Below are 14,130 nucleotides of genomic sequence, written 5' to 3'. Positions count from 1 at the left end.
TTTCGCGGGCAGCCTGCCGGGCTGCCCGTCAATTTTATGTGTTTTTACCGGCCCCGAGTGCCTGACACCGGGGCTTTGTTGACTGGGAGCTTTCCGCATGCCTGTTTCTCTGCTCGCACTGGCATTAAGTGCATTCGCTATTGGCACCACCGAGTTTGTGATCATGGGGTTGCTGCCTGAAGTGGCGGGAGATCTGCAGGTCTCCATTCCTTCTGCCGGCTGGCTGATCAGCGGCTATGCCCTTGGCGTGGCTATCGGTGCACCCATCATGGCCTTGCTGACCGCGAAGCTGCCGCGCAAAAAAACGCTGTTGCTGCTGATGGTGATTTTCATCTTCGGCAATATTATGTGCGCCCTGGGGTACAGCTATGACTTCCTGATGCTGGCGCGCATTATCACCGCCTTGTGCCACGGTGCCTTCTTCGGTATTGGCGCGGTGGTTGCGGCCAATCTGGTGCCGCCAAACCGCCGGGCTTCAGCCGTGGCATTGATGTTCACCGGCCTGACGCTGGCCAACGTGCTCGGCGTGCCGCTGGGTACCGCACTGGGTCAGGCGCTGGGTTGGCGTTCGACGTTCTGGGCGGTGGCGGTCATTGGCGTGCTCTCTCTGTTGGCGCTGTACAGCAAGCTGCCCAGCGTGAAGGACGAGGCCCCGACGGATCTGAAAAAAGAGCTGGCGGCGTTGCGCGGCGGCGGTATTTGGCTGTCATTGCTGATGACCGTGGCCTTTGCCGCATCGATGTTCGCGCTGTTTACTTATATTGCCCCGTTACTGACTGAGGTGACGGGTGTTTCTTCTCATGGCGTCAGTTGGACGCTGTTGCTGATGGGAGTTGGTCTGACGCTGGGCAACATCCTGGGTGGACGTTTGGCGGACTGGCGCTTGCCGTTGACGCTGACCTGTACGTTCCTGGTGATCGCCTGCTTTGCGGCATTGTTCAGTTGGACCAGCCATTCGATGGTACCGGCTGAAATTACCCTGTTCCTGTGGGCCGCTGCGGCGTTCGCCGCCGTACCGGCGCTGCAAATCAACGTGGTGACCTACGGTAAAAAGGCCCCAAATCTGGTGTCCACGCTGAACATTGCCGCGTTCAACGTCGGTAACGCGATTGGTGCCTGGGTCGGCGGTGTCGTGATAGCGCAAGGGTTGGGCTTGACCAGCGTACCGCTGGCCGCTGCGGGGATCGCGTTGCTGGGTCTGGTACTGTGTCTGGTGACGTTCAGCCGCGCCAAGCGCCCGGCTAGCGCGTAATCACGGCGGCCAGACGGGCGGGCAGCGTTTGTGCCTGTTGCTGCAAATGTTGAGTAAAGGCCGTGACCAGCGCCGACGACGGGCGGTGCAGCGGCCGGATCAGGCTAACGGTAAAGGGCACGTCAACGCTGAATGGCCGTATATGCACACCGTTGTTGGCGTAGTCCAACGCCGTTAGCGGATTGACTATCGAAACCCCCACGCCAGCTTTAACCATGGCGCAGACCGACGCTGCGCTGTGGGTTTCCATCACCAGCCGGCGGTTAACCCCTTCCTCACTGAACAGCGAATCCAGCAGTTGGCGATAGCTGTCGGTGTTCGACAGGCTGATAAAGTTTTGTCCGGCAAAATCCTGCGGCGTCAGCCGCTTTTTCGCCAGCAGCGGATGCCCGGCCGGCAAGACACACACTTCGTTCAGCGTCATCAAGGTCATTCGCTCGGTGCCCGCCGGAGTCAGGGTATTTTCCGTCAGGCCCAAATCGTGGCGCTGCGCCGATAACCACTCTTCCAGCAACGGTGATTCCTGCGGTATCACGCTGAAGCTGACCTCCGGATAGCGATCGATAAAGGGTTTGCACACCGCCGGCAGCAGCGATTGTGAAAATACCGGCAGGCAGGCAATCGAAAGCTGCGCCTGCTGAAATTGTCGGATACCGGCGGCGGCATTGACGATGCGATCCAGACCGTAATAGGAACGTTGAACCTCTTCCAACAGCCTCAGGCCCTGTACCGTGGGGGATAATCGCCCGCGCACCCGTTCGAACAACTGCAGTTGGATCAGTTTCTCGAAGCGCGCCAGCTCGCGGCTGACGGTGGGCTGCGAGGTTTGCAGCAGCGCGGCGGCTTCAGTCAGATTGCCGGTCGTCATCACCGCATAGAAGATTTCAATCTGGCGCAGGGTTATCGCGTGCATCGGGCGGCTCCATCATGAGCAAAGCCATATCATAAATGAATAGACTCTGGCTAAATAGATATTTTCCACCCGAGAAAGAGTGCGGCAATATTGAGGGCATACCATTTTCGAACCGGGAACATCACTATGCCACGCGCTTTGCACGACACTTCTACCGCTCTTAACGCCGCTAACCTATTGGCGCTGCCTCAGCGCTTTGGTTGCCCTGTGTGGGCCTATGACGCAGCGATTATCAGCGAGCGCATCAGCCAATTGCGGCATTTTGACGTGATCCGTTTTGCCCAGAAGGCCTGCTCGAATATTCATATTTTGCGCCTGATGCGTGAGCAGGGCGTCAAGGTGGACTCTGTGTCGTTAGGCGAGATTGAGCGTGCATTGCAGGCCGGTTTTCAGCCGGGTGGCGAACCAAGCGAAATCGTGTTTACCGCCGATGTGCTCGATCACGCGACTCTGGCTCGCGTCAGCGAATTGAAAATCCCGGTCAACGTCGGTTCGATCGACATGCTGGAACAGTTGGGGCAGGTCTCTGCCGGGCATCCGGTGTGGCTGCGCATCAATCCAGGTTTCGGTCACGGCCATAGCCAGAAAACCAATACCGGCGGTGAGAACAGCAAGCACGGTATTTGGTATGCCGACTTACCGCAGGCGGTGGAAAAAATTCAGCAATACGGTCTGAAGCTGATTGGCGTGCATATGCATATAGGGTCGGGGGTGGACTACCAGCATCTGGAGCGCGTGTGTGACGCCATGGTGCAACAGGTGATCGACCTCGGCCAGGACATCAGTGCGATTTCTGCCGGAGGCGGGCTGTCGATCCCCTATCAGTACGGCGAAGAGGCGATTGATACCGAACACTATTTTGGTTTGTGGAACAGCGCCCGCGAGCGTATTGCCGCACATTTGGGTCATCCGGTGAAGCTGGAGATCGAACCGGGCCGTTTCCTGATGGCGGAAGCCGGTGTGCTGGTCGCCGAGGTACGGGCAGTGAAAGACATGGGCAGCCGGCACTTTGTGCTGGTGGATGCCGGTTTTAATGATTTGATGCGTCCGGCAATGTACGGCAGCTATCACCACATATCCCTGCTGCCGGCCGACGGTCGCGATACCGCACATCAGCCACTGCGTGAAACCGTGATTGCCGGACCGCTGTGTGAATCCGGAGACGTCTTTACTCAGCAGGCCGGGGGCGGTATTGAAACCCGCGAGCTGCCGCCGGTGCAGGTTGGCGATTATCTGGTGTTCCATGACACCGGTGCTTATGGCGCGTCTATGTCTTCAAACTACAATAGCCGCCCGCTGCTGCCGGAAGTGCTGTTTGAGAACGGTGAACCGCGCCTGATCCGTCGTCGCCAGACCATCGAAGAGCTGATTGCGCTGGAAATGATCTGATGCTTTTGGGCGCATCGTGGTTTCAACGACAGCGCCCGGAGGGATCAGTCGGCGTAAGGCCCGGGGAGCACCGATTCACGCAGCCGCAGTTCGCCGGTGAACGGGGTGAGTGGCTGTGTGTCTTCCCCATTGATCAGGCGAAAAGCCTGGCTGATGGCGGCTTCGATCATTACGTCGATCGGCAGATACACGGTAGATAGTGCGGGTTGCAAATAGGCGGCGCTGGGCTCGTCGTCAAAGCCGAACAGTGAGACATCCTGCGGCAGGCGTTTGCCCGCATCGTGCAGCGCCTTCATCGCGCCGACCGCCATGTCGTCGTTGCAGGCGAACAGCGCGCTGAAATCGATATGATCGGCCAGCAAACGCCGGGTGCCCTGATATCCGCTTTGCACGCTGCTGTCACCGTAGGCCACGCGGGCTTCGTTGAAGGCAATATGGTGCTGCTCTAACGCTTGTTGATAACCTGCCAGCCGCGCCTGTGCTGTTGGCGTGGCGATGGGGCCGGTAATGCAGGCGATCTCGCGATGCCCCTGCCTAATCAGATAATCCACCGCATGGAAGGCCGCCTTTTGCTGTTCGAAGAACACGCAGCGTGCGCGCGCCTGTGGCAGATCCCGATTGATCACCATGATCGGCACCGGCAGGCTGTCCAGCAGCTTCATCAGCGCAGTTTCTGACATGAAACGGGTATACAGGATGATGGCATCACAGCGGCGATCCGCCAGCAGCTGTACCGCCTGCAGTTCATCTTCCGGCGTGTCGTGGCCGTCGGTCACAATCAGGTGTTTGCCACTGGCCTCGATCAGCTTGGCTGCGCGACGAAGCAGGCGCCCGAAGTAGGGGCCGTCGAAATTGGACACTACCAGGCCAATGCTGTTGGAGCTTTTGTTTGCCAGCGATTGGGCGAGGAAGTTCGGGCGGTAACCCAAATCGTCCATGGCCTTGAACACCGCATCGCGGGTGCTCTTTTTCACCTGGCCGGTGCCATTTAACACGCGTGAAACCGTGGCTTTGGATACCCCCGCGCGAATGGAAACATCCAACATGGTGATCATCAGTGGCTTACCCCTTTCAACATCCGCTGTGGTAAATATCGCTCAGTCTAGCATAGGCTTACCCCTTGGCTGCGTGGGATTTTTCCGCCGGGATTGTGTTGTGGCGCAACGTCCGTAGACTGATGCCAGACAATGGGAAAAGAGAGAAGAGATGACTGAGATTAGGCTTCTGGCGGATTATCCACAGCATCGCGGTCAGGTGATTGATTGGCTGTGGCAGGCGTTTGGCAGCGAAAGCAGCCGGGCATTTTTCGCCAGCGTGGTGGACAGCGGGCTGTGCGGAGCCGATTTGCCCATTACTTTTATCGCCCTGCAGGACGATAAAGTGGTTGGCACCGTCGGCTTATGGCGCTGCGACTTGATCAGCCGGCAGGATCTGACGCCCTGGCTGGCGGCGCTGTATGTCGACGAAAGCCAGCGCGGCAGCGGTCTGGGGCTGCGGTTGCAGCAGCATGTGCAAGACTACGCCCGACGCACCGGCTTCAGTGAGCTTTATCTCTACAGTGACTTTAGCGGCTATTATGAGCGCCATGGCTGGCGCTACATCGGCGATGCGCTGGATTACCCCGATCGCCCGGTGCGGCTGTATCACCGGGAGTTGATCTAGTTCTGCTCGTAAACGTTATTGATGCTGGCCACCGAATGGCGGCGCACCAGCGTCGGGCTGAACATGTTGGTGATCTCCGGCAGCGGCTGATTGTTGGCCAGTGCCAGCGCCAGTTCGGCCGCCTGGGTTGCCATGGCCACCACCGGATAGCGAATAGTGGTCAGACGCGGCCGCAGGTAGCGTGAAATCAGCACGTCATCGAAACCAATCAGCGACATCTGCCCCGGCACATCCACGCTGTTGTCGCTCAGTACCGAAAGGGCACCGGCGGCCATTGAGTCGTTGTAGCAGGTGACCGCGGTGAAGTTTTTACCGCGCCCGAGCAGCTCGGTCATCGCCTGTTCGCCGCCAATCTCGTCTGGCTCGCCGTAGGCAATCAGTTTTTCATCTACCGCAATGCCGTGCTCCTGCAATGCATCGAGATAGCCCTGCAGACGGTCCGCCGCATCGGAAATTTGGTGGGTGGAGCAGATGATGGCAATACGCTGGTGCCCTTGTTGGATCAGGTGGCGGGTCGCCAGCCAGGCACCGTAGCGATCGTCGAGCGCCACGCAGCGCGATTCAAAGCCCGGCAGCGTGCGGTTAATCAGTACCATGCCCGGGATCTGCTGCATCCACCCGCTTAACTCACGGTCGGTCAACTTTTTGGCATGTACCACCAATGCGGCACAACGGTGGCGTACCAGCTGTTCAATCGCCTGACGCTCTTTTTCTGCCTCGTGGTAACCGTTGCCAATCAGCAGGAAATTGTGGGTGGCGTAGGCCACCTGTTCCACGGCCTTGACCATGGCACCAAAGAAGGGATCGGACACGTCGGAAACGATCAGCCCGAGCGTTTCGGTCGATTGCTGTGCCAGCGCGCGGGCATTGGCGTTTGGGTGATACTGCAGTTGTTCCATCGCGGCCAGCACAGCGGTGCGAGAGCCTTCGCTGGCCTTGGGAGAATTGTTTATTACGCGGGATACCGTGGCCACGGAAACACCCGCCAGCCTGGCAACATCCTTTATGGTAGCCATATCTGTCATACATCCTGGGTAATCGCTTACATCCCTCAGTCTTGCGGAAAAAGCCCGGGGCTGCAAGCGCTGGCGATCGTAACTTGTGGCGGCTGTTGCAGATATGGGCAATTTACCCCGAGCTTAGACCTGTGCCGCTCAGTGATAGAGCCATTTGTGCTTTGGCGCGGCGCATCGGCTAATGCTATTTTTGGGCATCCATTCTTGGCTGAGAACACCATGTCGATTAAACGCTATCCGCAACTCGCTCACTGGGGCGCCTATACCGCCGTGGTTGAAGACGGCAGGCTTATCCGTTGTGAGCCGTTTGCCGACGATCCGGATCCTTCCCCAATGCTCGACTCCATCGCGCCGATGGCCTATTCCGACAAGCGCATCCGCAAGCCGTCCGTGCGCCGTTCCTGGCTGCAAAAGCGTGAAGGCAGCGACCGTACGCTACGTGGCCGCGAGGATTTTGTCGAAGTGGATTGGGATTTGGCGCTCGATCTGGTGGCGGAAGAGAACCGGCGCGTGCGCGATCGCTACGGCCCCTCCGGCTTGTTTACCGGTTCCTATGGCTGGTCATCTGCCGGGCGCCTGCACCACGCTCGTTCGCTGGTGCGCCGTTTTTATTTTGCTGGCGGCGGCGGTGTCGATCAGTTGGGCAACTACAGCTGGGGAGCGGCCCAGTTTTTCCTGCCGTATGTGATCGGCACTTTCACCCCATTGACCGGCCGTGTCACCAGTTGGCCCAGCGTGGTTGAGCACTGCGAGCTGTTTGTGGCCTTCGGCGGCCTGGCGTTGAAAAATGCCCAGGTCTCTTCCGGCGGTGCGGCGGAGCACTCGCTCAAACCCTGGCTGCAAAAGCTGGTGAAAAAAGGCACTCCGGTGATCAACATCAGCCCGATGCGTGATGACTGCCCGGAATTTGTTAATGCCGAATGGATCCCAATTCGCCCGAATACCGACGTGGCGCTGATGCTGGCACTGGCGTATGAAATCCAGCGCCGTGGCGCTCAGGATGAAGCTTTCCTCTATAGCCACTGCACCGGCTATAGCCAGTTGGCGGATTATCTGCGCGGCACCGACGACGGCGTGGCGAAAACGCCTGAATGGGCCAGTGCCATCACCGGCATTCCGGCGGCGCGTATCGGTTTGCTGGCGCAGCAACTGATCGGTGTGCGCAGTTTTATCACCTGCTCCTATTCGGTTCAGCGCGCCCATCGCGGTGAACAACCCTACTGGATGATGATTGCCCTGTCGGCGATGCTCGGCCAGGTGGGGCTGCCGGGGGGCGGTTTCTCCTTTGGTCACGGCTCGATGAACGGCGTCGGCAACCCGCGGGTGGACACGCCGGGGCCCATGATGCCGGTCGGCGCCAACCCTTGCGGGCTGGCCATCCCAGTGGCGCGTATCTGCGACATGCTGTTGCAACCCGGCGGCTCCTATCAGTTCCGTGGCGAGACGCACCAGTATCCGGATATTCATTTGGTGCACTGGGCCGGCGGCAACCCGTTCCATCATCACCAGCAGCTAAACCGGCTGGTGGAAGGCTGGCAGAAACCGGATACGGTGATTGTGCAGGATATCTGGTGGACGCCAGCGGCCAAGATGGCGGACATCGTGCTGCCGGTTACCACCTCGCTGGAACGTAACGATATCGGCGGTTCATCGCGCGATCGCTACGTATTGGCGATGCATCAGGCCATTGCGCCACAGCATCAGGCACGTAACGACTTTGATATTTTTGCCGATCTGGCGGAGCGGCTCGGTTACCGTGAGCAGTTCACCGAAAACCGCGACGAGCGGGCCTGGATCGAATCTATCTATCAACAATGCGGCCAGGCGCAGGCGGGGACCGGCGTAGAATGGCCCGAGTTTGAGGATTTCTGGCGCAAAGGCTACGTCGAGCTGCCGGCACCGGCGAAAGAATTCGTGTTCTTCGACGATTTTCGTGCCGATCCGCAGGCCAATCCGCTGCAAACGCCGAGCGGCAAGATTGAGTTGTTCAGCGAGAAAATCGCCGGTTATCGCTATGCCGATTTTGCCCCGCATCCGCAGTGGCAGCCGCCAGTCGAGTGGCTGGGGGCACCGGAAGCCAAAGAGTGGCCATTGCACCTGATATCCATCCAACCGAGCGATCGCCTGCACAGCCAGATGGATCCGGCGCCGTTGGCGCAGGGCAATAAAACGGCCGGGCGCGAAACGCTGTATATGCACCCGGAAGATGCAGCCAGGCGCGGCATTGTCGAGGGGGCGGAGGTACAGATCAGCAACGCGCGTGGCAATTGCCTGGCAGGCGTTGCGATCACCGACGGCGTCACCCAGGGCGTAGTGCTGATGGCAACCGGCGCCTGGTTTGACCCAGGTTTTGGTGCCGAGCGCCTGCAGGTGGAACAATCCGGCAACCCGAACGTGTTAACGCTGGATATCGGTACCTCACCATTGACTCAAGGGCCGAACGCCATGAGCTGCCTGGTAGAAGTGAGCGTACGATAAACATCCAGCCCCACGGCAAGGCGAGCTCGCTGTGGCTTGAAAGGCCGTGGGGATACACCGCTGGTTACACTTTGCGCCCTAATGTTTCGATTGGCCGCTGGCTGGTTTTCGGCTCAACGCGGTAAATTAAACGTCCCAGAGGTATTGATTGGTGAGTTTCAGCAACTTGTTTGTTGAGCCCATATTAATTTGCACCAACCTACGCAGATGCGTAGGTTTTTTTTTGCCCGATCCCCCTCCGTCCCGCCTGCGTAAAATCTGATTTTGTATTTTTATTCCGCAGGACTATTTACATTTCATTGAGTTATTTCAGTACATCGCGGGAAATTTACAGCTGGTTGCATTTAGAGCAAAACTCTTGCGATTGATCGGTAGTTTCTTAATCGCCACCTCTCTAGAGTAGGTGATCCCAGAGGTATTGATTGGTGAGAAATCAGCATACTCTGTATGTTGAAGCCATTTTCAATTGCACCAACCTACGCGGATGCGTAGGTTTTTTTTTGCCTGCCATATAGTATTCTTTTCCCTACAACCATTTACGCTCATCTTGGGCAAAGGGAGAAGGGCATGATCTTTTCAATGCTGCGGGTGCTGTTCCGCCTGCTGTACCGGGTACGCGTTGAGGGCGACGCCCGACATTTCGATCAGAAAAAGCTGCTGATTACGCCCAATCACATCTCCTTCCTCGATGGTATTCTGTTGGCGCTGTTTTTGCCGATCAAACCGGTGTTTGCCGTCTACGCCAGCATTGGCGATCGCTGGTTTATGCGCTGGTTGCGGCCTTATATCGATTTCGTTTCGCTCGATCCCACCAAGCCGATGGCCATCAAACAGTTGGTGCGCATGGTTGAGCAAGGGCGGCCCATCGTGGTGTTCCCCGAAGGGCGCATTACCGTGACCGGCTCACTGATGAAAATTTATGATGGTGCCGCGTTTATTGCCGCCAAATCGGGGGCGACCGTGGTGCCGATACGGCTTGATGGCGCCGAATTCAGCCCTTTTGGGCGTATGGCCGGGGTATTCAAGATCCGTTGGTTCCCGCAGATCAGCATCCGTATTTTACCGCCGACGTCATTGCCGATGCCGGTCGCGCCACGCGCCCGAGAACGTCGCATGCTGGCCGGCGATCGTTTGCACCAGATCATGATGAAGGCGCGTATGGACACGCGCGAGCCACAGACCCTGTTCCGCGCTTTGCTGGCGGCGCAGCATCGCTATGGTCGGAGCAAGCCGTGCATTGAAGATATCAACTTCAAGGAAGACAGCTACCAGACACTGATTAAAAAAGCGCTGGGCGTCAGCCGTATCCTGCAGCGCTTTACCGCCGAGGGCGAACATGTCGGCATGCTATTGCCGAATGCCACCATTACCGCCGCGGCGATTTTTGGCGCCTCGCTGCGCAACCGTATCCCGGCGATGCTCAACTACACCGCGGGTTCCAACGGCCTGAAAAGCGCCATGCTCGCCGCCAGTCTTAAAACCATCGTCACCTCACGCCAGTTCCTGGAAAAAGGCAAGCTGACACATTTGCCGCAGCAGGTGCCGGAGGCCAACTGGGTGTATCTGGAGGATCTGAAAGATACCGTGACCCTGGCGGACAAGCTGTGGATCCTGCGTCATCTGTTCCAACCCGCGCGCGCCATGCTGCCGCAGCAGCCTGACGATGCGGCACTGATCTTGTTCACCTCGGGGTCGGAGGGCAATCCGAAGGGCGTGGTGCACTCCCACGCCAGCCTGCTGGCCAACGTTGAGCAGATCCGTACCATTGCCGACTTCACTCCGCGCGACCGTTTTATGTCGTCGCTGCCGCTGTTTCACTCGTTTGGTTTGACGGTCGGGCTGTTGACCCCGTTGATGACCGGCAGCCGCATCTTCCTCTACCCCAGTCCGCTGCATTACCGCGTGGTGCCGGAGCTGGTGTATGACCGTAACTGCACCGTGCTGTTCGGCACGGCCACTTTCCTCAATAACTATGCGCGTTTTGCTCATCCGTATGACTTTGCCCGGTTGCGCTATGTGGTAGCCGGTGCGGAAAAGCTGGCGGACAGCACCAAACAGATTTATCAGGACAAATACGGTATTCGCATCCTGGAAGGCTATGGCGTGACCGAGTGTGCGCCGGTGGTGTCAATCAACGTGCCGCTGGCGGCCAAGGTGGGTACCGTCGGGCGCATCATGCCGAATATGGAAGCGCGTTTAATGAAGGTGCCGGGTATTGAGAACGGTGGACGCCTGCAACTGCGTGGGCCGAATATCATGAAAGGCTATCTGCGGGTGGAGCATCCGGGCGAGCTGGAGCCGCCAGCGGCAGAGGATGAACAGGGCAACCTGCAGCCGGGCTGGTACGATACCGGCGATATCGTCACGCTGGACGAACAGGGCTACTGTGTGATCCGCGGTCGGGTGAAGCGCTTTGCCAAACTGGCGGGCGAAATGGTCTCGCTGGAAAGCGTGGAGCTGCTGGCACAGCGCGTATCGCCGGAAGGTCTGCACGCCGCTACGGTGAAAAGTGACAGCAGTAAGGGCGAGGCGCTGGTGCTGTTCACTACCGATGCAAGCGTAACCCGCGAAGCCTTGCTGCGGGCAGCGCGTGAATTGGGCAGCCCTGAACTGGCGGTACCGCGTGATATTCGCCTGTTGAAAACGCTGCCGGTGCTGGGCAGTGGCAAACCGGATTTTGTGACCCTGCGTAAAATGGCTGAACAGCCGGAGACTGTCTGATGAACCCGTCGTCGAACACTGATTCACCCTTGCTTTCGCGCAGCATGATTGCCGTCATTTGCGCACAGTTTCTCTCTGCGTTCGGTGACAATGCGTTGCTGTTCGCCACGCTGGCGCTGATCAAACAACAGCTTTATCCCGACTGGAGCCAGCCGATTCTGCAGATGGCGTTTGTCGCCACCTATATCATTCTCGCGCCTTTTGTCGGCCAGATTGCCGACAGCTTTGCGAAAGGGCGGGTGATGATGGTGGCCAACGGCCTGAAGCTGGCCGGCGCATTGGTGATCTGTTTCGGGTTGGATCCGTTCCTCGGTTATAGCCTGGTAGGCGTGGGTGCCGCAGCTTATTCACCGGCCAAATATGGGATTTTGGGTGAGATCACCAGCGGTGAGAAACTGGTCAAGGCCAACGGCCTGATGGAGGCCTCCACTATCGCGGCGATCCTGCTGGGCTCGGTGGCCGGCGGCATCCTGGCAGACTGGCACGTAGTCGCCGCACTGGCGGTATGTGCGCTGGTTTACGCAGCGGCGGTGATCGCCAACCTGTATATTCCGCGCCTGCCTGCGGCACATCCGGCGACGTCATGGACGCCACGCGCCATGACTCGCGCTTTCTTCAACGCCTGTGTGGTGCTGTGGCGCGATGGGCAAACCCGTTTCTCATTGATTGGTACCAGCCTGTTTTGGGGCGCTGGGGTCACGCTGCGCTTTCTGTTGGTGCTGTGGGTGCCGGTGGCGCTGGGTATCGCCGATAACGCCACGCCGACGTTGCTGAATGCCATGGTGGCGGTGGGGATTGTGGTTGGCGCCGGTGCCGCGGCTCGCTTTGTTACGCTCGAGACCGTGAAACGCTGTATGCCGGCCGGGATCTTGATTGGCGTAGCGGTGGCGATATTCGCGCTGCAAACTACCCTGCTTAGCGCCTATGCGGTACTGCTGATTATCGGCGTCTTGGGCGGCTTCTTTGTGGTGCCGTTGAATGCGTTGTTGCAAGAACGAGGCAAAAAATCGGTGGGGGCAGGCAACGCGATCGCGGTGCAAAACCTTGGCGAGAACACCGCCATGCTGTTGATGCTCGGGCTCTATTCGCTGGCGGTAAAAGTCAGCGTACCGGTGGTCGGCGTGGGGATCGGTTTCGGTGTGGTTTTCGCGCTGGCGATCGGCGTGCTGTGGTTGTCGCAACGACGGGCAAAATAATCAAAGGGGCGCGGTTTAGGCGCCCCTGATTATTTAGGGTGCAGGAATGGTAAAGCGGGTGTGGATCTCTTCCAGCCCCTGAAGCACGTCTTCATTCAACACCAGGTCGAAACTGTCGATGTTGGTTTTCAGCTGTTCCAACGTGGTGGCGCCCAGCAGGGTACTGGCAACGAAGGGTTGCTGGCGAACAAAGGCCAGGGCCATCTGCGAAGGATCCAGCCCGTGTTTTTTGGCTAATGCGACGTATTCGGCAATCGCCAACTGCGTTTGCGGGGCCGAATAACGATTAAAGCGGCTAAACAGCGTATTTCGCGCACCGGCCGGTTTGGCGCCGTTCAAATACTTGCCGCTCAGGGTGCCGAACGCCAGGCTGGAATAGGCTAACAGTTCGACGCCTTCGTGCTGGCTGATCTCCGCCAGAGCAATCTCAAAACTGCGGTTCAACAGGCTGTAGGGGTTCTGAATTGAGACGATGCGCGGCAGCTCATGCTTTTCAGCCAACTGCAGGTAACGCATCACGCCCCAAGGCGTTTCGTTAGACACCCCGATATAACGAATTTTACCGGCGCGCACCTGCTCGGTCAGCGCTTCCAGCGTTTCCAGCAGGGTGACGGTAGCCTTTTCGTCAGTGTACTGATAGTTGAGCTTACCGAAGAAGTTGGTCGCGCGCTGCGGCCAATGCAACTGGTAGAGATCGAGATAATCGGTGTTGAGGCGTTTCAGGCTGGCGTCCAGCGCGGCACGGATGTTTTTGCGATCCAGCGCCTGCTGCGGACGGATACTGCTGTCAGTTCCGCGCACCGGCCCGGCGATTTTGCTGGCCAGCACCAGTTTCTCACGGTTGCCGCGAGCCTTGATCCAACTGCCGATGTACTGTTCGGTCAGCCCCTGGGTTTCAGGGCGGGGCGGTACCGGGTACATCTCTGCGGTATCGATCAGGTTGATGCCAGCGGCTAATGCATAGTCGAGTTGCGCGTGGGCATCGGCTTCACTGTTCTGTTCGCCAAAGGTCATGGTGCCCAGTCCCAGCACGCTCACTTCTAAAGAACTGTGGGGAATACGGTGGTATTGCATTAACGGCCTTCCTTTCGTGTTAGCGCTTACGGGCTATACACCCGATAAAACAGGAGCCAAACAATCTGCAAGGCGGTGATCTCGCCTTTGCCGACTATAACCAAGCCGAGAAGATGGGGGAAGTGGATTCAGTGCGGGGAGGGCTATCGCGCAACGCGGGGGCGATAGCCGATCGGGAAACTAGCGTTCGATGACCTGTGAAACCTGATCGCCGTTGATCTGGCGATGGTTGCCTTTTTCGTCTTTATAGCTGATCAGGCCGGTATCTTGGTCAATCTCTGGCTTGCCCTGAGTCAGGATCATATTGCCGTCTTTGGTCGCCATCACGTAATCGCTGGAGCATCCCGCCAACCCGGCGGCCATCACCAACGCAGACACTGCCATTACCCACTTTTTCATCCTGCGGATCCTCAGTTATGTATGCAAAAA

At 58.3% G+C, this 14,130-nt stretch carries 11 protein-coding genes; 6 read left to right on the top strand and 5 right to left on the bottom strand.

Annotated elements, in window-relative coordinates; all coding sequences use genetic code 11:
* Positions 1 to 97: 97 nt before the first annotated feature.
* Complete coding sequence (locus AC1RKC_RS20220; protein ID WP_046372746.1) at positions 98 to 1,252, top strand: MFS transporter; 1,155 nt, start codon at positions 98 to 100, stop codon at positions 1,250 to 1,252.
* Here the strand turns inward: AC1RKC_RS20220 and AC1RKC_RS20215 are convergent.
* A complete protein-coding gene (locus tag AC1RKC_RS20215; RefSeq protein WP_046372747.1) occupies positions 1,242 to 2,165 on the bottom strand; it encodes a LysR family transcriptional regulator in 924 nt (307 codons plus the stop codon). The genes AC1RKC_RS20220 and AC1RKC_RS20215 overlap by 11 nt on opposite strands.
* A gap of 126 nt (positions 2,166 to 2,291) precedes the next feature.
* On the opposite strand from AC1RKC_RS20215, the gene lysA reads away from it, so the two are divergent.
* The gene (lysA, locus tag AC1RKC_RS20210; protein WP_046372748.1) at positions 2,292 to 3,554 is read left to right on the top strand and encodes a diaminopimelate decarboxylase; all 1,263 of its coding nucleotides are present in this window, start codon (positions 2,292 to 2,294) and stop codon (positions 3,552 to 3,554) included.
* A gap of 44 nt (positions 3,555 to 3,598) precedes the next feature.
* Here lysA and AC1RKC_RS20205 read toward each other — a convergent pair whose 3' ends face one another.
* Positions 3,599 to 4,609, bottom strand: a complete 1,011-nt coding sequence (locus AC1RKC_RS20205; RefSeq protein WP_046372749.1) for a LacI family DNA-binding transcriptional regulator — start codon at positions 4,607 to 4,609, stop codon at positions 3,599 to 3,601.
* Between the two features lie 151 nt (positions 4,610 to 4,760).
* On the opposite strand from AC1RKC_RS20205, the gene AC1RKC_RS20200 reads away from it, so the two are divergent.
* Positions 4,761 to 5,216 carry a GNAT family N-acetyltransferase gene (locus AC1RKC_RS20200; RefSeq protein WP_046372750.1) on the top strand — a complete coding sequence of 152 codons (456 nt, stop codon included), beginning with the start codon at positions 4,761 to 4,763 and terminating at the stop codon, positions 5,214 to 5,216.
* Here the strand turns inward: AC1RKC_RS20200 and galR are convergent.
* Positions 5,213 to 6,232 carry an HTH-type transcriptional regulator GalR gene (gene galR / locus AC1RKC_RS20195; protein ID WP_020828407.1) on the bottom strand — a complete coding sequence of 340 codons (1,020 nt, stop codon included), beginning with the start codon at positions 6,230 to 6,232 and terminating at the stop codon, positions 5,213 to 5,215. The genes AC1RKC_RS20200 and galR overlap by 4 nt on opposite strands.
* 219 nt (positions 6,233 to 6,451) lie before the next feature.
* On the opposite strand from galR, the gene AC1RKC_RS20190 reads away from it, so the two are divergent.
* From AC1RKC_RS20190 to lplT, 3 genes are all read left to right on the top strand, one after another.
* On the top strand, positions 6,452 to 8,710 hold the full coding sequence (locus tag AC1RKC_RS20190) for a molybdopterin guanine dinucleotide-containing S/N-oxide reductase (protein ID WP_490635409.1): 2,259 nt from the start codon (positions 6,452 to 6,454) through the stop codon (positions 8,708 to 8,710).
* A gap of 567 nt (positions 8,711 to 9,277) precedes the next feature.
* On the top strand, positions 9,278 to 11,431 hold the full coding sequence (gene aas, locus AC1RKC_RS20185; protein ID WP_046372752.1) for a bifunctional acyl-ACP--phospholipid O-acyltransferase/long-chain-fatty-acid--ACP ligase: 2,154 nt from the start codon (positions 9,278 to 9,280) through the stop codon (positions 11,429 to 11,431).
* Positions 11,431 to 12,627, top strand: coding sequence for a lysophospholipid transporter LplT (gene lplT / locus AC1RKC_RS20180; protein WP_261136620.1), 1,197 nt, complete (start codon positions 11,431 to 11,433; stop codon positions 12,625 to 12,627). The genes aas and lplT overlap by 1 nt, the downstream gene beginning before the upstream one ends.
* Before the next feature lie 33 nt (positions 12,628 to 12,660).
* Here lplT and AC1RKC_RS20175 read toward each other — a convergent pair whose 3' ends face one another.
* Both AC1RKC_RS20175 and AC1RKC_RS20170 read right to left on the bottom strand, forming a co-directional pair.
* Positions 12,661 to 13,701 (bottom strand): NADP(H)-dependent aldo-keto reductase, encoded by a 1,041-nt coding sequence (locus tag AC1RKC_RS20175; RefSeq protein ID WP_020828403.1) that lies wholly within the window; start codon positions 13,699 to 13,701, stop codon positions 12,661 to 12,663.
* 180 nt (positions 13,702 to 13,881) lie between these two features.
* Positions 13,882 to 14,100: a YgdI/YgdR family lipoprotein gene (locus AC1RKC_RS20170; RefSeq protein WP_020828402.1), complete on the bottom strand. Its 219-nt coding sequence runs from the start codon at positions 14,098 to 14,100 to the stop codon at positions 13,882 to 13,884.
* Positions 14,101 to 14,130: the final 30 nt, after the last annotated feature.

Source organism: Serratia sp. GW822-FHT06E05, from assembly GCF_058799445.1.
This window is presented reverse-complemented; position numbering and strand designations above follow the sequence as displayed.

Bases quoted from the DNA above. Each gene is read 5' to 3' on its own strand.
- galR (WP_020828407.1), bottom strand. From the start codon at position 6,232: ATGGCTACCATAAAGGATGTTGCCAGGCTGGCGGGTGTTTCCGTGGCC.
- AC1RKC_RS20220 (WP_046372746.1), top strand. From the start codon at position 98: ATGCCTGTTTCTCTGCTCGCACTGGCATTAAGTGCATTCGCTATTGGC.
- AC1RKC_RS20205 (WP_046372749.1), bottom strand. From the start codon at position 4,609: ATGATCACCATGTTGGATGTTTCCATTCGCGCGGGGGTATCCAAAGCC.
- AC1RKC_RS20200 (WP_046372750.1), top strand. From the start codon at position 4,761: ATGACTGAGATTAGGCTTCTGGCGGATTATCCACAGCATCGCGGTCAG.
- lysA (WP_046372748.1), top strand. From the start codon at position 2,292: ATGCCACGCGCTTTGCACGACACTTCTACCGCTCTTAACGCCGCTAAC.
- lplT (WP_261136620.1), top strand. From the start codon at position 11,431: ATGAACCCGTCGTCGAACACTGATTCACCCTTGCTTTCGCGCAGCATG.
- AC1RKC_RS20190 (WP_490635409.1), top strand. From the start codon at position 6,452: ATGTCGATTAAACGCTATCCGCAACTCGCTCACTGGGGCGCCTATACC.
- AC1RKC_RS20175 (WP_020828403.1), bottom strand. From the start codon at position 13,701: ATGCAATACCACCGTATTCCCCACAGTTCTTTAGAAGTGAGCGTGCTG.
- AC1RKC_RS20215 (WP_046372747.1), bottom strand. From the start codon at position 2,165: ATGCACGCGATAACCCTGCGCCAGATTGAAATCTTCTATGCGGTGATG.
- AC1RKC_RS20170 (WP_020828402.1), bottom strand. From the start codon at position 14,100: ATGAAAAAGTGGGTAATGGCAGTGTCTGCGTTGGTGATGGCCGCCGGG.
- aas (WP_046372752.1), top strand. From the start codon at position 9,278: ATGATCTTTTCAATGCTGCGGGTGCTGTTCCGCCTGCTGTACCGGGTA.